This window comes from Campylobacter sp. RM19072 (assembly GCF_024723485.1).
Lineage (GTDB): Bacteria > Campylobacterota > Campylobacteria > Campylobacterales > Campylobacteraceae > Campylobacter > Campylobacter porcelli.
Map to the genome: position 1 here is coordinate 1 of NZ_JANQCU010000019.1, position 17,315 is coordinate 17,315.

Below are 17,315 nucleotides of genomic sequence, written 5' to 3' on the forward strand. Positions count from 1 at the left end.
GTATGTAATGTCGTAATATCTCATTTTTCAGCTATTAGTAAATTTTCTATAAAACTTAGCGGTATTGATGGCTATCCAAATGGATATGTTTTTCAACAAATTGTTTCAGATACAATGCAAACAGAGGGTTTTAAAGCAATTGCTGAGATGATGAATGGGGTAAGTGATTTAACTGGTGTAAAAGTTAAGGTTAATAATACTCAAATTTTTAGTGATGCTGTATCAACTGGCTCTATTAAAAACCTTACAATCAACGGAGTAACAATCGGGGATGTTGCGATTAAAGCTAATGATAGCGATAATGTATTAATCGGAGCTATCAACGCTAAAAAAGATGAAACTGGAGTAGAGGCAAGTATAGAAAATGGTCATTTGGTTTTAGCCGCTAAAGATGGTAGAGCTATTAGGATTGGAGCTCTATCTGGAGCAAGCTTTATGGGTGGCGATACTACCGGTTATTCTAATGGTTCTGCTGGTGGTGGCGTGGCATTTATGGGTTCTCTTACATTTATTCGCCAAGATGCTAGAGATATTAAGATAGGTATAGATGGATTATCTACTATGTCTGGATTTACAGATGGTGGAGCTATGATAAGTGCAGCTTCTATAGCTTCAAATGCTTATAATCAAGCTAGTGTAAATTTAAAATATATGAACTCTGGAACAATAAGTGCAACTTTGGCTAAAGCAATGGGGTATTTTAATGGTGGAGCTTCGGCAGCTGGTGGTGGCTGGGGCGATCAAGCTGGTGGTGTAAATACTTATGGTGGAGCTCAAGCTATGGCAGATGTGGCTGAGAGTGCTAGAAAGACTTTAGATAAGATTAGAGCTGATCTAGGATCAGTCCAAAATCAATTAATCGCTACTATTAATAATATCACAGTTACCCAAGTCAATGTCAAATCAGCTGAAAGTCAGATAAGGGATGTGGATTTTGCTAGTGAGAGTGCGACATTTTCTAAGCACAATATCCTAGCTCAAAGTGGTAGCTACGCTATGAGCCAAGCTAATGCTGTTCAACAAAATATATTAAAACTACTACAATAAATAGTGGTTTAAAAGCTTTTAAATTTACTTTATTTAGTATTAAAAGCATAAATAGCAATAAGATTTAACTCTGCTTGCGGTGTGCGGTCGTTAGGAGAGTGATTAAGATAAACTCGCACAAAACTCATTAAACTTTACAAGTCCTTTTTATCCCTAGGAGACTAGGGGTAAAATACACTTCTAAAATTTTTTAAATTCAGCTATAATTAAAATAACACAATCAAAAAGAGTTAGCAATGATAGATATATTAAGCCTTATAGGTAGAGATGAGCCACTTTTTAGCTCTGATATGGCAAATTTAGATAATGAGCTAAGGAGCATTATAAGTAGATCTAAATTCTTAGTAGTAGGTGGTGCTGGAAGTATCGGTCAAGCGGTGGTAAAAGAGATTTTTGCTAGAGAGCCAAAAGCCCTTGATGTGGTGGATATCAGCGAGAATAATCTAGTAGAGCTAGTGCGTGATATTAGAAGTAGCTATGGGTATATTAGCGGTGGATTTGCTACATATGCTATTGATGCTGGGTCGCAGATATTTGCTGAGTTTATGAGATCAAATGAGTATGATTATGTATTAAATTTAAGTGCTTTAAAGCATGTAAGGAGTGAAAAGGATCCATACACGCTAATGAGATTAATCCAGACAAATATATTTAATAGCGATGAGATAATGAAGCACTCCAAGCGATATTTTACAGTTAGTAGTGATAAGGCTGCTAATCCTGTTAATATGATGGGGGCCAGTAAGAGAATTATGGAGATGTTTGCTTTTATGCGATCAAGCTTAACTCCTGTTAGTATGGCTAGATTTGCTAATGTAGCATTTAGTGATGGGAGTTTGCTTTATGGGTTTGAGCAAAGGATTAAAAAGCTCCAGCCAATTGTCGCTCCAAATGATGTCCGCAGATACTTCATAACGCCTAAAGAGAGTGGGGAGCTATGCTTATTAAGTGCGATTTTTGGGGGTAATAGGGAGATATTTTTCCCTAAATTAGATGAGAGACTAAATTTGATTAAATTTAGTGATATAGCGGTGAAATATCTGAGATTTAAAGGCTATGAGCCATATATTTGCCAAGATGAGAGCGAGGCTAGAGCTAAGGCTAGAAAGCTATCTAGAAGTGGCAAGTGGGCGTGTCTATTTAGTAGTAGTGATACGACTGGGGAGAAGGATTATGAGGAGTTTTATACCGGTGATGAGAGATTGAATTTAGATAAGTTCAAAAGCATTGGCGTGATAGAAAATGATATAGATATAAGTAGCGATAGATTGCGTGAGTTTGAGCTAAATATCAAAGATATGATGGATAATTCTAAATTTGATAAAAGTGCGATAATGGCGGAATTTATAAAAGTTTTGCCAGAGTTTAATCATATAGAAAAGGGTAGATACTTAGATGGAAAGATGTAAGATATATGAAAAGATAATTAAATTTATAAAAGATGAGTATAAAGCCCAAAGCGTCGCCTTACACGAGCCAAAATTCATTGGCAATGAGATGAGATATTTAAAGCAGTGTATAGATAGTGGATTTGTCTCTAGTGTGGGGCAGTTTGTAACTGATATAGAAAGGGATATGGCTAGGATAACAGGGGCTAAATATGCTGTGGCTATGAGTAGTGGCACGGCGGCTTTACATATAGCTTTGATATGTGCTGGGGTAAGGGCTGGTGAAGAGGTGATAACTCAGCCTTTGAGTTTTGTAGCTACGGCAAATGCGATTAGTTATACTGGTGCTAGTGCGGTATTTGTAGATGTGGATATGGATACGATGGGAATGAGCCCAAGTAGCTTAAGTAAATTTTTAGATGAAAACTGCATTAAAAAAGATGGTAAATGCTATAACAAAAATAGCGATAAATTTATAAGTGCTTGCGTGCCTATGCATACATTTGGAATGGTGTGTAAAATAGATGAGATAGCTCAAATTTGTAATATGTGGGGGATAAATTTGATTGAAGATGCAGCTGAGAGCCTAGGTAGCAAGTATAAGGGCACTCATAGCGGTAGATTTGGTCTTGCTGGGGTGTTTTCGTTTAATGGTAATAAGATAGCTACAAGCGGTGGCGGTGGAGTGCTAATAAGCGATGATGAGAATATGGCTAAAATGGCTAAGCACCTAAGCACCACAGCCAAAGTTCCCCACCCATATGAGTATAATCACGATTATATCGCATATAATTACAGAATGCCAAATTTAAACGCTGGATTGCTAAAAGCTCAACTTGAAAATCTAGATCTATATTTAAAAGACAAAAGGGAGTTAGCTCAAAAATATGCTAAATTTTTTGATAGCTTGGGGATAAAATTTATTAATGAGCCTAAGGATTGCCTTAGTAATTACTGGCTAATGGGTATTATCTTAGATGATAAAAATAGTCGTGATGAACTGCTAAAATATGCTAATGAAAAATCAGTGATGATGCGTCCAGCGTGGAGACTAACAAGTGAGCTAGATATGTATAAAAACTGCATAAAAGATGAGAATAAAAATGCCAAATATCTAGCTGATAGGATAGTAAATATCCCAAGCGGAGTTAGGTTAAATTTAGCTTGATGGCTAAGCTAATGTAACGCATTATTTAAAATTTAAATTTATTTTTCTATTTTTAGCTAAAAAATATCCAAATTTAGCTAAAATCAATAAATTTTTTTAAAGGTAACTTCATGATATATAAAATTTTAATTGCCAATCGTGGCGAAATAGCTGTTAGAATCGTTAGGGCTTGTAAGGATTTACATATTAAAAATGTAGCTATTTACACAGAGCCAGATAAAGACTCACTCCATGTCAAGGTCGCTGATGAGGCGTATGAGATAGGCAAAGATCCGATAAAAGGCTACTTGGACGCTAGTAGAATTGTAGAAGTGGCTAAGGCTTGTGGGGCTGATGCGATACACCCAGGGTATGGATTTTTAAGTGAAAATTATGAATTTGCTAAGATGGTTGAAGATGCGGGACTTACATTTATAGGGCCAAAATCTGAAGTAATTTTAAAGATGGGAAATAAAAATATCGCTAGAAATTTAATGAATAAAAATGGCATTCCAGTCGTGCCAGGGACTGAGGCGTTAAATAAGCAGAGTATAGAAACTATAAAATTAGAAGCTGAAAAAATCGGCTATCCAGTTATCTTAAAAGCAAGCGGCGGCGGCGGCGGTCGTGGCATTAGAGAGGTGTGGGATCCAGCGGATTTAGAAAGTAGCTATGAGAGTTGTAAAAGGGAGGCTAAGGCGTTTTTTAATAACGATGAGGTCTTTATGGAAAAACTCATTGTCAAGCCTAGACATATTGAGTTTCAAATTTTAGGTGATAATTATGGCAATCTAATCCACCTTTGTGAGCGTGATTGCTCTATCCAAAGACGCCATCAAAAGGTTATCGAGATAGCACCTTGTCCTACTATCAGCGAGGATTTACGCAAAAGAATGGGCGTAGCAGCAGTAGCAGCAGCTAAGGCTGTAGGATATACTAATGCGGGGACGATTGAGTTTTTATTAGATGATTATAATAATTTTTATTTTATGGAGATGAATACTAGAATTCAAGTCGAACACGGCGTAACTGAAGAGATAGTAGGAGTAGATCTCATCTCTAGACAAATTCGCATTGCTGCAGGCGAGATACTAGATATAGACCAAACCGAGGTTAAACCACAAGGGGTGGCTATAGAAGCTAGGATTACGGCTGAGAATGTGTGGAAAAACTTTATCCCAAGCCCTGGCAAGATAACTGGCTACTTCCCAGCCTTAGGGCCTGGTGTAAGGGTAGATAGCCATATGTATCAAGGATACTCTATACCGCCATTTTATGACTCACTTGTGGCTAAGCTAATTGTAAAAGCTAGAAGTTATGATTTAGCTGTAAGCAAGCTTGAGAGAGCCTTAGATGAATTTACTATTGAAGGCGTTAGGACTACGCTACCATTTTTATTAGCAATATCTAAAAGAAGGCATTTTAGACGCGGATTTTTTGATACTAGCTATATCGAAGAGAGACTTCAAGATATATTAGAAAATACCCACGATAGCAACCAAGAGAACAAAGAAGAGGTAATCGCAGCCATAGCTGCAGCGATCCAAAAGGTAAAATCTAGTAGAGAAAATGGATAATTGATGGATTTTTTAGATAGTTTAAAAGAGATAAAAGGCAATATGCTAAAAGAGCAAAAAGCCACGCTAAAGCAGTCAAATCCAAATAAAGATGAGATTAAGGATATATTTGATGAAGACCCAGTCCATAAGGAAGCTAGATTAAGAGATGAATTTATGGAATTCATCAAATATTCGGATATTAAAAAGCTTGACTGAGATTGAGTTTAGCACCCTTGATACGCCATGTGCGTATCTGAAGGGAAAAATGGCTAGGAATAGCTATAAATATATATTTAATGCTTCTTATGATTACAACTCCGCTTTGGTAGAGCATGGATATAGGAGATTTGGTAAATACTTCTCCAAGCCAATTTGCGATGGATGCAGTGAGTGTAAAAGCCTAAGAATAGATGCGGATAAATTCAAATTCACCAAAAGCCTAAGGCGAGTAATCCGCAAGAATGAAGAGGCTAAAATAGAAGCTATCATAACTCGCCCACACATAAGCCAAAAGCATATAAATTTATATGAAAAATACCATAAATTTATGGAAAATAAGCGTGGTTGGAAGTATCATCAGATGGATTATGAGCGATATTTTGATGTCTATGTAGATGGTGCTGGGGAGTTTGGCTTTGAGGTGGATTATTATGATGGCGATAGCTTGATTTGCGTTGATCTTATCGATATTACCGCTGATGGCATTAGCTCAATTTACTGCTTTTGGGATACGGATTATGCATATTTGAGCCTTGGGAAATACTCGCTTTTAAATCAAATTTTAATAGCAAAAGCACATAAATTGCCATGGATATATCTAGGATTTTATGTCAAGGGTTGCGAAAGCTTGGAGTATAAAAGCGACTATAAACCATATCAAATTTTACAAGATTACTCTGAGCTTGATGAGACGGCGATTTGGCTTTAGGGGAACATAATTTGCTTTAACAGCAATATAAAATAAATTTATAGGGCTTGAAATGGAGATTACACAGACATTAGAGTCAATTACTATTGTAACTGATGATTGTGATTTATATCTAAATCTTATCTATAAAATACGCCAAAGCTTTGCTAATGTGATTGGAACTCGTGATAGAATTATTATATTTTATAATGAAAATGAACTAATCCAGCGTAAATATCTACTTAAATTTATAGCAAATTTATATAGAAAAACCGTTGGAAGTGGGGTTGAGTTTTGGCTTACTCATCATAAAAATATTAAGCTAATATATAAAAATCCAACTTCACTACAAATATTAATAGATATAGATATTAAATTTGAAGATTCTAAAGTTTTATTTGATCTTAAAAATAGCGAAGAGCTATTTGCAAAATATCTAATGCGTGGATTTAATGATGCTAATTGCGACTATTTCCCGCGACAAAATTGGCTATTTTTTACCCCAAAAAGCCAAAAAGATATAGATACCCTTTCAAATATAATAAACATAAAAGAGCATTTAAAATATACGGTAAATTTCAACTATAATAAAGATGAATTTGAGCTTTTCAAACGCAGATTTAACGCATTAAACTCTAAAGAGTATAAACGCAAATTTACTATGCTAGCTACGCTTTTAGAAGACCACTTTCACACTCTTGGGTGCGAAGTGGGCGATGATTATGATACAGTTCGAGCTAGTTATTTAAATTTAATTAAAATTTACCACCCAGATCGCAATGCGACCAAATCAGATGAGATTAAAAAGAGCTACACAGATAAATTTCAAAAAATCGGCTTAGCTTATGAGGCCTTAAAACCATATTTTCAAGAGCAAAAAAATTTTATAAAATCACAAGGATAGATATGAAATTAGGTGTAAATATAGATCATATAGCTATACTTAGACAAGCAAGGCAGGTAAATGACCCAGATATATTAAATGCGATGTATTTAGCCATTGGTGCTAGGGCCGATCAGATCACAATCCATCTTCGTGAAGATCGCAGACATATAGATGATATAGATGCGAAAAATATTATAAATTTTTGCTCAATTCCAGTAAATTTAGAGTGCGCAACTGCGATTACAGATATAGTCTTAAGCTTGCGACCTAACCGCGCTACCATAGTGCCAGAAAAGCGTCAAGAGCTAACCACAGAGGGGGGATTAAACCTTAGTAGCCCTGAGCTACCTTCAGCGATTAAGGCTATGATGGGTGCTAATATCGATGTATCTTTGTTTATAGATCCAAATTTAGATGATATAAAAGCAGCTAAAGAGCTAGGCGTAAGCACGATTGAGCTACATACTGGGAGCTTTGCTAATGCTTATTTAATGGCATTTTCTAATATCTCTAAGACCAAATTTAGCATTAAATCTTTAGAGAATATGGATATTAAAGAGGCTTTAGAAGCTGAGCTTGATAGGATTAGGGTTGGGGCTAAATTTGCTAAAAATATAGGGCTAAAAGTCGCAGCCGGTCATGGGCTAAACTACCAAAATGTAGGGCTTATGGCTAAAATTCCAGAAATTTTTGAGCTAAATATAGGTCAAAGCATAGTAGCACGATCGGTATTTGTGGGTTTAGATCAAGCTATAAAAGAGATGAAAAGGCTGATTGATGAGGCCTAAAATTGCAATTAGCGTAGGGGATATAAATGGCGTTGGCATTGAGATTGCCCTAAAAAGCCATAAAGATATAATTCAAATTTGCAAACCAATATATTTTATAAATTCCAAGCTATTAAGCCGTGCTGCAAAGCTCTTAAATAGCTATATTCCGCCTGAATTTGATATATATGAGTGTGGCGATGATTTTGAGATAAAGCCAGGCGAGGTAAGCAAAAAAAGCGGTAAATTCTCATTTATTAGCTTTGAAAATGCCTTAAATTTCACCGCCAAAGGCAAAGCAGACGCACTTGTAACCTTGCCAATAAATAAAGAGAGTTGGAAAAGAGCTAAAATCCCATATAAAGGGCATACTGACGCACTTAGTAGCTATTTTAAGCGTGATGCGATTATGATGCTTGGGTGTGATGAGCTTTATGTAGCGTTATTTAGCGATCATATAGCATTAAAAGATGTTAGCAAAAAGATTAAATTTAAATCTCTTAAGCGATTTTTGCTCGATTTTTACACCTCTACGAAATTTGAAAAAGTAGGGGTTCTAGGCTTTAATCCCCACGCTAGTGATAATGGAACTATCGGCGGAAAAGAGGAGATTGAGATCAAAAGAGCTATAAAAGAGGTAAATAATATACTAAATAAGCCTATTTTTATAGGTCCGCTTGTGCCTGATGCGGCATTTACACCAAATTCTCTAAAATCAACTAATCGCCTAATCGCCCTTTATCACGATGTTGGCTTAGCACCGCTAAAGGCGTTATATTTTGACCGCTCTATTAATATAAGCTTAAATTTACCAATCATTCGCACAAGTGTCGATCACGGCACCGCTTTTGATATAGCCTATCAGTCTAAAGCTGATAATAAAAGTTATATACAATCCATTAAATTTGCATTAAATTCAGTAAAAATTTAAGCCGAAAAAGATAAAATAAAATTATAATAAAAGAGATTAGAGGGGGTTTGCTTGGGTCGAGATAATCTTTTTGCTGCTTTGCTTTTTATCATTTCGTTAGTGGTTTTTTTTACTTGGGGTTATGGATATATAGATGGCCATCATCTACTGCTTTTTATCTTAGCTAGTATTTTTGGTCTATTTATGGCGTTTAATATCGGTGGCAATGATGTCGCTAACGCCTTTGGCACAAGCGTGGGAGCTAAAACTCTTACTATTAAACAAGCACTTATAATAGCTGCTGTATTTGAGTTAAGTGGTGCTGTATTTGCTGGAGCAGAAGTTACAAATACTATTAGAAGCGGGATCGTAACCTTGCCAAATAGTGGTAATGTCAATCCTATGATTTTTGCTGCGGTTATGCTCTCAGCTCTTATGAGCTCTGGAATTTGGCTCTTTATCGCTACTAAAAAGGGTTTGCCAGTATCTACTACTCATGCTATTGTAGGCGGTATCGTGGGGTCTAGCTTGATAATGGGATATATATATTATAATGATGGCAATACTCTAGATATGGTAAAATGGAGCTCCATTGGTAGTATCGCACTTAGCTGGGTAGTATCTCCTGTGATGGGTGGGGTGATTGCTTATATGGTATTTGGCTACATTAAAACCAAGATTATCACTCCAAGCACAGAGCTACAATCACAAATCAAAGCTATCAAAGCTCAAAAACGAAGCTTTAAAGAGAGCTATATAAAAGAGCTATCAAATAAGAGTGAAGCCGAGCAAATTCAAGAGCTTAGAAATATCGCTATTAGCGATGATGAAGATGTAGTAAGTAGTAGTCCATTTAGAGAGAAGATTAAGGAATTTAAAAAGCAAGAAAAGCTAATAGACGCGATGAAATATATGAGAATTCATATACCGATTTTAGCCGCAACTGCTGCGATGATTATCTCATCTACGCTTTTGTTTAAGGGGCTAAAGCATATGAATTTGAAATTTAGCACCATTGAGACTATTTGGATACTATTTGTTATTGGCACAGCGGCGTATTTGGTTAGCTTTTCTATTGTTAATATGATGAAAAAGGACAATCCACAAAAGGGCATTAATAGAATTTTTGGCTGGTTTCAGATATTTACCGCCTCATCATTTGCATTCTCTCATGGGGCAAATGATATAGCAAACGCCATTGGTCCGTTCGCTGCGATTTTAGATGTTTTAAAAAATAACGCCATAAATAGCACTGCGGCAATCCCAGCAATTGCGATGGTAACTTTTGGCGTGGCACTTGTGGTAGGGCTATGGTTTTTAGGTAAAGAGGTTATCACTACAGTTGGGACTAAGCTTACAGAGATTTTGCCTACGACTGGATTTAGTGCTGAGCTATCAGCGAGTATAGTTATATTAATCGCTACTAAGATGGGGCTACCTATTAGCTCAACCCATGTTTTGATAGGAGCGGTGCTTGGCATTGGGCTATATAATCGCAATGCTAATTGGGGAATGCTAAAGCCAATTGGTCTAGCGTGGGTGATAACGCTTCCAGTATCTATGATAGGTTCAGCCGTAGCTTTCTTAATTATTGTAAATATTTTAGGATTATAATAGTTGGCTTTGTTGCAATTAAATATTGATTTATTACAAATAGACCAAGCTATGCCATTGATGGTAGCATATATTTATAATGTTTAGAAAGGAATGTAAAAATGGCATTAAATGGTTTATCTTTATTTTCAAGTGCAGGTATAGCTGAAATGAACTTGGCTAATTGTAATATTAAAATGAAGTTGGCAAATGAGTTACTTCCCATAAGAGCAAAAACACACGAATTTTGGCATCCAAACTCAAAAATGATTTGTGGCGATATTACGCAAAGCGAAATTAAAAATGAAATTATAAAAGAAGCAAAAAAAGCTAAGATAGACTTTATTTTAGCTACCCCCCCCCTTGTCAAGGCGTATCTTTGATTGGTAAAAATAAAAGTAATGCAGATATGCTTAAAGATAAAAGAAATTTTTTGATTTTTGAAGCCTTTGATATTATAGATAGCATTAAGCCAAAAGTTGTAGTAATTGAAAATGTGGCTAGATTTTTAGATATGCTATTTCCATATGATAATGATTTTAAAAACATAGAGTTTATAATCCGTTCTCGGTATTCACTGCGGTATAATATTGATGTGAAAGTCTATAATTGTGCCGATTACGGTATTCCACAGAATAGACTTCGTGCGATAATTGTAATGACAAATAAAGATTATACCTATAATATTCCTAAAAAAAATAGTAGGTTTGTAAGTGTTAGGGAAGCGATAGGGCATTTGCCATCATTGGAAAGTGGTGAGCATTCAAAAATAAAAAATCACAATGCTAGAAAGCATATAGAATCCCACATTTTAGCTATGAGACATACACCAACAGGGCATTCTGCTTTTGAAAATGAAATATATTTCCCAAAAACTAAAGATGGCAAAAGAGCTAAAGGTTATATGGCTTCTTATAAACGCATTGAATGGGATAAACCTGCGCCTACAATAACAATGAGAAATGATTGCCTATCATCTCAAAGCAATGTCCATCCGGGTCGCTTACAAAGTGATGGCACATATAGTGATGCAAGAGTTTTGACATTAAGAGAAATTTTTATTTTAAGCTCTATAAATCCTGATTTAGATATTCCAAAATTTGCTAGTGATATTCAAATAAGACATATGGTTGGCGAGGGTGTTCCACCATTGCTAATTGAAAAAATCTGTAAAAATATTAATAGGGTTAGTGCGAAATGAAAGGTTTATCTTTATTTTCAAGTGCAGGTATAGCCGAAATGTATTTAAAGAATTTAGGAATCGAAATAGTAGTAGCAAATGAATTACTTCCTAAAAGAGCAGAACTCTATAAATGGTTATATCCAAAATGTGAGATGGTTGTAGGCGATATAAAAGAAAGTAATAATTTTACCAAAATTCAGCAATTAGTAAGAGAGAATGATTGTAAATTTTTACTTGCAACACCGCCTTGTCAGGGTATGAGTTCGCTTGGAAAAAAAGACTATGATAATGATGAAAGAAATTATCTAGTTTTTTATGTGTTTGATTTAATCGATAGTAGTAATTTCGATTATATTTTAATCGAAAATGTTCCAAAATTTTTAAAACTATATTTTCCACATAATGGCAAATTCAAACAGCTTATTGATATTGTTAAAGATAAATATAATGATAGGTATAGTATTGATAGTTTTGTATTGAATGCTAAAGATTTTGGTGTGCCACAATCTCGCCCAAGAGGCTTTATTAAAATTTGGAAAAAATCTCTAAAATGGGATAATCCAAAACCACAAAAAGAAATTTCTTTAAAAGAAGCGATAGGGCATTTGCCATCATTGGAAAGTGGCGAGAAAAGTGATTTAAAATGGCATTACGCAAAAAAACACAATAATAGAGATATATTAGCTTTAAAACACACAGCAGAGGGTAAATCTGCTATGAAAAATGAAATTTACTACCCTAAAAAAGAAAATGGAGATAGGATTATAGGATTTCATAACACTTATAAGCGTATGAAATGGAACGAACCTGCTCCTACAAGAGCAATAAATAGTGGAAATATAGGCGGTCATAACAATGTCCATCCGGGTCGCTTACAAAGTGATGGCACATATAGTGATGCAAGAGTTTTGACATTAAGAGAATTATTTATTGTTAGCTCACTCCCAGCAGATTGGGACTTACCTGATTTTGCAAGTGAAACGCTTATAAGAAGCGTAATAGGTGAAGCAATACCGCCTATGTTTTGTAAAAATATAATTAAAGGTATAAAATGATAAATCTCAATCGCTCAAAAGATAATAAATGGATTTTACAAAAAAATATCAGTTCAATAAAACTTATGGAGGCATATATTGATGCCTTAAAAAAGCAAAATAATGAAATAAATTGTCAAAATTTGCAAGATAATTTACGATATGATGGTCTTTATATGGGGCGGTCAGCAGATGGTTCATTAAGCACGATGGGTGTTAGATTTTCTCAAATGTGTTTTTATATGTTTGGGTATAAAAAAATAATAAATTTATACCAAGTGCTACTACGCAATTATTACTAAAAAATAATAATGAAAAAGCAGAACTAATGCTTATAAATCTATTTTCCATGCAATTTCCACAACCATATAGCAAAACGCCAAGTAATTTTAAATTATATTTTGGCAGACTTATTTTAAAACTATTGCTAGATGAACGATTAGAAAAAAAGCTTTTTATTGATGAGTGTATATGGTTTTTACCGTTTATAGAAACTATAAATGACAAATTTTATAATGAGTTAGTGAATTCAATTCTTGAATATAGGATTTTAGGATATGCTAATAAATTAGAACTTTTTAAAAGCGTTGATAATTTTAACGATGTGTTTGCAAACGCTACACACGAACTAAAATATTACTTTTTTAATATTTTTGCAGAATTTGGTGTTTTAGAATTTGTTGAAGATAAAAACCATAATAGTGGACAACTTTTTGATTTTGCTCACGGCACAAATTCAAGACGCAATGATAGCTACGCTTCAAATAAAAAATATAGCGGGTTTATTAAGATAGTAGAAACATTAAAAGAAAAAGCTTCGTTGCTTTTAGATAAATATTCATTTGATGACGTCCCAAGCTCTCAAAGTGACTTTTTTCTAAAAAGTCAATGGCTAGAGGAGTTGTATGAATTAGCACCACTCAAATATATGGCTACATTAGAGTGTAGAAATTTTAATGCACTAGATATTATGAATACTGTTAATAAAATGTTGCATTTATCAAAATATGGAAGTAATGATGGTAAAGATTTTGAATTTGCACTTAAGGATAGCTTTGAGCTATTTAGAGAAATTAAAGAGTGTGAAATAATTAGTGGCTCTGGAGATACAGACATTATATGTGGCGTTTTAAATGAAAACGATACTATTCCTTACAAAATCAATGTAGATGCAAAGAAAAGTGGTAAAGCTACACAATCATTAAATGCAAAACGATTGATGTTGCATATTAAAAAAAATGGCTCAAAATATTGTATTGTTGTGTCACCAAAATTTGCAAGTGGTGTTAAAAATGATATTGTAGGAGATAAAATTGTAATCGTGGAAGCTGAAACACTTGGGCGTTATATATCAAAAGATTGTTTATCATCAAATGATGGCTTCTCTAATTTCACAATAATAGATAAAATCATAGAACAAAATTATGGGAAAGATATTACACCGCTTATTAACAAAAGGATCGATAGTATTTACTCATTAGATTTTCAATAAATATATATCTACAAAATAAACAAAAAACCGTTTTAAATTTTTGATTTGTATTAAACCAATGCTTTATTATAACAGAGCCTAATAGTTTATAAATATCCTTGCAGATATACTAAATTTCGGAACGATATTTGCTTTTTAACTTCCAAATTTTAGGAGAAGTGCAATGCGTATTACCAATCAGCTTATGAATTTCAACAATATCTACAACTACCAAAAAAACTCAACCTCTTTATATCAATCCCAACAAGCCTTTAGCTCAGGGCTTAAAATCCAGCACTCATATGAAGGAAGTGCCATCTATATTGATGCGGCTAGATTGGAGTATGAGGGCAACTTACTTCAACAAGTCCAAAGCACCACATTAAAAGCTACTGAATTTTCAAAAAATAGCGACCGAGCCTTAAATGATTTTGTCTCTAAATTAACCGAGTTTAAAACCAAATTGATCCAAGCTGCTAATGATATTCACGACTCCACTTCAAGAAACGCTATTGCCAACGACCTAGAAGGTATCAAGAAAAATTTAATCGATATAGCCAATACCACTATAAATGGTCAATATCTATTTTCTGGAACTGCACTTGATACTAAGCCTATAGATACTCTTGGCAATTACTATGGCAATGGCGAGACTATCCACGCTGTTATAGGGCCTAACCAAACAGCTAAATATAATATAGATGGCAAATCGCTATTTATAGGCTCAGATAATGACTATAATAGGATAATAACAACAAATGTAAATTTGGTTAATAATTATAATAAACTAGAGCACCCAGATGAGCCTGTAAAATATGTAGAGCTTACAGATGATTTAAGGGATTTAATCGGCGAAAATTATAGAAGTCAGGAGTATAATAAGGTTAATAAGCCAGGCACCGATGACTTTAGTCTTGATAAATTAGGTGGTCAAGATACCACATTTTTCTTACAAGGTAGAAAGCCAGATGGGACTACATTTGCTACTAAGATTACTATGACCCCAAACTCATCTATCCAAAGCCTACTAGATAATATCGGCTACGCTCTTGGCAATGACAAAGATGGTAAGAATAAGCTAGTAGAAGTAACTATGAATAACAGCGGTCAAATCGAGATAAAAGATGTAAGAGATGGCAATCAAATGATCGAGCTTCATCTATTTGGGCTTACTCCGCAGCAATCAACAGAAAAATACAATGTAGGTAGCTTTGAGATAAATATTGACCCAGCCACATCGGCAAATTATAAGGTAACTACCACAAGAGATGCTAATGGCAATATCACAGAGATCAGTGCGATAAATAATAACAACAATCAAGCCTATACCATAAGTGTAAATGCTCAAGGTCAATTACAAGTAACTACAAATAATAATACAACCGTAGTTCCAAATGTCAATAACCCATCTGCTCTAAATTTAAGTGATTTAGGGAATAATGGTATAGGAGTTGATGATTTTAGACCATTTGACCCAAATGACGTAGATCAAGTAAGAAATATGTCTAGCACCAAGGTAAGGGATAAGGATGGCTCATGGGTAGATGTGAGTGCTTTAAGCGATTTAGAGACTATAGAGAAAAATGTCAAAAATGGTAAGGTCTATCTAACTGAATTTATCAAAAGTAGCTTTAATGATATAGTTGGGGCTAAAAATGACGCTACAGATTATAATAAATTACAATTTGAGAAAAAGGATAATATCCTTACAGGCTCAGTATCTCAGGTGGTTAAGGGCAAGAATGAGTTTGCCACTGATACTACAAAGATAAAAGATGTAGCCGGAGCTAATCTACAAGAGAATGAAAATAGCAATATCACAATGCAGATTAAATCTAAAAATGGCAAATATTATCAAGTCAAAATAGATTTTACTGATCCACTCTCAGCTAGCGATCCTAAGGCTACGCAGCTTACCATCACTGAAACTAACGCCGATGGAACGCCTATAATCCCACAAGGCGCTGCAACTCCGGTACCAGTCTATCAAGGCAATATAATGCTAGGTAAGTATAATGAAGCCACTAAAGCCACAGATGGGGTAGTAACCAAAGCTGATGATATAAGCTACAAACAACTAAATGATATAGTAGCTATGGTAGCAGCTGGTAATTTGCCTGATGATAGGATTGGTAATACGGTAGCAAAAAATTTAAGCGATCAGAATTTATTTGCAGCTGCAGCAATTCAAGATATTAACGATTTTAAAACAAAAATAAAAACCAATGTCAATGATCCAGCTACAGAAGCTATAATAGACCAAGCCATAGACCAAGCCGTAGCTGGGTTAAATTTCCCATTACAAGGAGATGCTAAAAAAGAAGCCCTAGGCAAGGTCAAGGATAATATTATTAATAATACAGATTACGCTACTGCTAGATTTGAGGCTTATAATAAAGCTATTGAAGCAGCTAATGCTAGTGTGAATGTAGAGCTAAACTACAAAGGTCAAATGCAAATCACAGATAAGAGTGCGACTGTATCAAATATAGAAGTTTTGATTTTTGAAAGCTTTAGCGATGGTAAGCCTGAATTTGGCAAAGAGGCTAACTCCACAGTGGCCGGATCGCTATTTAACTTCACTGCTAATAATATGATTAATATAGATGAGCCAAGCGTGGATATATTTAAAGATTTAGATGATATGATCCAAGCTGTAAGAGATGGTAGCTATAGGGGCAATCCAGATGGCAATAACGCTAGAACTACTGGTATCCAAGGCGCTTTAAAAAGGATAGATCATATCCAAGACCATGTCAATAAGCACCACACGCAAATTGGCTCATATACAAATGTATTAGAGAGCTCAGGCACAAGGGCTAGTATGCTATATGTCAATGTAGAGAGTGTCAAAAATGATATAGTGGGTGCGGATTTGGCTGAGAGTATGATTATGTATAAGCAGTATTTATTGCAATTTGAAGCAATGCTACAAACTTCATCAATGATTGGTAAGATTAGTTTGCTTAATTATATGTAAGATTGCCCTATTAAAATCCGTAGCGTAAGCCACCCCTTGAAAGGCTTTTTCAAGGGGTTAGGGGTTGTTAAGGGGGAAGGGGTAGCGACTGCCAAAAAAGCGTCCCCCTTCCCACTTAAAAAGAAAATTAATATAGATTATTTTATTTTTAAGACTAGGTTAGGTTTAGAATAAAATCAAAAAAAGGTTTAATACTCCAAATTTTAGCCAAAAACTCCTTCGAGTTTTTTATTGCTTTAAATTTGATTTTTACTCCAAATTTTCGCCGTAAAACAACCATTTAGGTTGTTTTACTATTGCGAAAATTTTGTTCAAACTTTTTTAAATTCTTTTCTTTAAGGGACAGGGGAAACTAGAATTTGAAAGCCAAAACAGTTTCCCCTATCCCTTAAGATCCCAACCCCTTCCCAGTTTGGCATTTTTATTTTATAAAAAGTCATATC

The 17,315-nt window shown here is 34.7% G+C and carries 16 protein-coding genes; all 16 read left to right on the top strand.

Going from position 1 to position 17,315, the window contains the following annotated elements:
* Window positions 1-1,047 (top strand): flagellin (locus tag CSUIS19072_RS07520; protein WP_337212211.1); only part of this gene is annotated, 1,047 nt, incomplete at its 5' end.
* A 236-nt stretch (window positions 1,048-1,283) separates the two neighbouring features.
* Complete coding sequence (locus tag CSUIS19072_RS07525) at window positions 1,284-2,456, top strand: polysaccharide biosynthesis protein (RefSeq protein ID WP_086293296.1); 1,173 nt, start codon at window positions 1,284-1,286, stop codon at window positions 2,454-2,456.
* On the top strand, window positions 2,443-3,603 hold the full coding sequence (locus tag CSUIS19072_RS07530) for a LegC family aminotransferase (RefSeq protein WP_086242245.1): 1,161 nt from the start codon (window positions 2,443-2,445) through the stop codon (window positions 3,601-3,603). The genes CSUIS19072_RS07525 and CSUIS19072_RS07530 overlap by 14 nt, the downstream gene beginning before the upstream one ends.
* A 110-nt stretch (window positions 3,604-3,713) precedes the next feature.
* The gene (locus tag CSUIS19072_RS07535; RefSeq protein ID WP_086293294.1) at window positions 3,714-5,159 is read left to right on the top strand and encodes an acetyl-CoA carboxylase subunit A; all 1,446 of its coding nucleotides are present in this window, start codon (window positions 3,714-3,716) and stop codon (window positions 5,157-5,159) included.
* A gap of 3 nt (window positions 5,160-5,162) precedes the next feature.
* Window positions 5,163-5,357, top strand: coding sequence for a hypothetical protein (locus tag CSUIS19072_RS07540; protein ID WP_180381012.1), 195 nt, complete (start codon window positions 5,163-5,165; stop codon window positions 5,355-5,357).
* A complete protein-coding gene (locus CSUIS19072_RS07545) occupies window positions 5,350-6,069 on the top strand; it encodes an arginyltransferase (RefSeq protein WP_086293289.1) in 720 nt (239 codons plus the stop codon). The genes CSUIS19072_RS07540 and CSUIS19072_RS07545 overlap by 8 nt, the downstream gene beginning before the upstream one ends.
* Window positions 6,070-6,121: 52 nt before the next feature.
* Complete coding sequence (locus CSUIS19072_RS07550) at window positions 6,122-6,952, top strand: adenylosuccinate lyase (protein ID WP_086237187.1); 831 nt, start codon at window positions 6,122-6,124, stop codon at window positions 6,950-6,952.
* Between the two features lie 2 nt (window positions 6,953-6,954).
* On the top strand, window positions 6,955-7,722 hold the full coding sequence (locus CSUIS19072_RS07555) for a pyridoxine 5'-phosphate synthase (protein ID WP_086293287.1): 768 nt from the start codon (window positions 6,955-6,957) through the stop codon (window positions 7,720-7,722).
* Window positions 7,709-8,632, top strand: a complete 924-nt coding sequence (pdxA, locus tag CSUIS19072_RS07560; protein ID WP_086293285.1) for a 4-hydroxythreonine-4-phosphate dehydrogenase — start codon at window positions 7,709-7,711, stop codon at window positions 8,630-8,632. Before CSUIS19072_RS07555 ends, pdxA begins: the two co-directional genes overlap by 14 nt.
* A gap of 51 nt (window positions 8,633-8,683) precedes the next feature.
* Window positions 8,684-10,225 (top strand): inorganic phosphate transporter, encoded by a 1,542-nt coding sequence (locus tag CSUIS19072_RS07565; RefSeq protein WP_086293283.1) that lies wholly within the window; start codon window positions 8,684-8,686, stop codon window positions 10,223-10,225.
* Window positions 10,226-10,326: 101 nt separating this feature from the next.
* Window positions 10,327-10,587 (top strand): DNA cytosine methyltransferase, encoded by a 261-nt coding sequence (locus tag CSUIS19072_RS07570; protein ID WP_086293281.1) that lies wholly within the window; start codon window positions 10,327-10,329, stop codon window positions 10,585-10,587.
* Complete coding sequence (locus tag CSUIS19072_RS07575) at window positions 10,584-11,405, top strand: DNA cytosine methyltransferase (protein ID WP_086293279.1); 822 nt, start codon at window positions 10,584-10,586, stop codon at window positions 11,403-11,405. Before CSUIS19072_RS07570 ends, CSUIS19072_RS07575 begins: the two co-directional genes overlap by 4 nt.
* Window positions 11,402-12,442 (top strand): DNA cytosine methyltransferase, encoded by a 1,041-nt coding sequence (locus CSUIS19072_RS07580; RefSeq protein ID WP_086237182.1) that lies wholly within the window; start codon window positions 11,402-11,404, stop codon window positions 12,440-12,442. The genes CSUIS19072_RS07575 and CSUIS19072_RS07580 overlap by 4 nt, the downstream gene beginning before the upstream one ends.
* A complete protein-coding gene (locus tag CSUIS19072_RS07585) occupies window positions 12,439-12,723 on the top strand; it encodes a hypothetical protein (RefSeq protein WP_086237181.1) in 285 nt (94 codons plus the stop codon). The genes CSUIS19072_RS07580 and CSUIS19072_RS07585 overlap by 4 nt, the downstream gene beginning before the upstream one ends.
* 26 nt (window positions 12,724-12,749) lie before the next feature.
* On the top strand, window positions 12,750-13,913 hold the full coding sequence (locus tag CSUIS19072_RS07590; RefSeq protein WP_086237180.1) for a hypothetical protein: 1,164 nt from the start codon (window positions 12,750-12,752) through the stop codon (window positions 13,911-13,913).
* Window positions 13,914-14,076: 163 nt separating this feature from the next.
* The gene (locus CSUIS19072_RS07595; RefSeq protein ID WP_086293278.1) at window positions 14,077-16,872 is read left to right on the top strand and encodes a flagellin N-terminal helical domain-containing protein; all 2,796 of its coding nucleotides are present in this window, start codon (window positions 14,077-14,079) and stop codon (window positions 16,870-16,872) included.
* Window positions 16,873-17,315 lie beyond the last annotated feature (443 nt).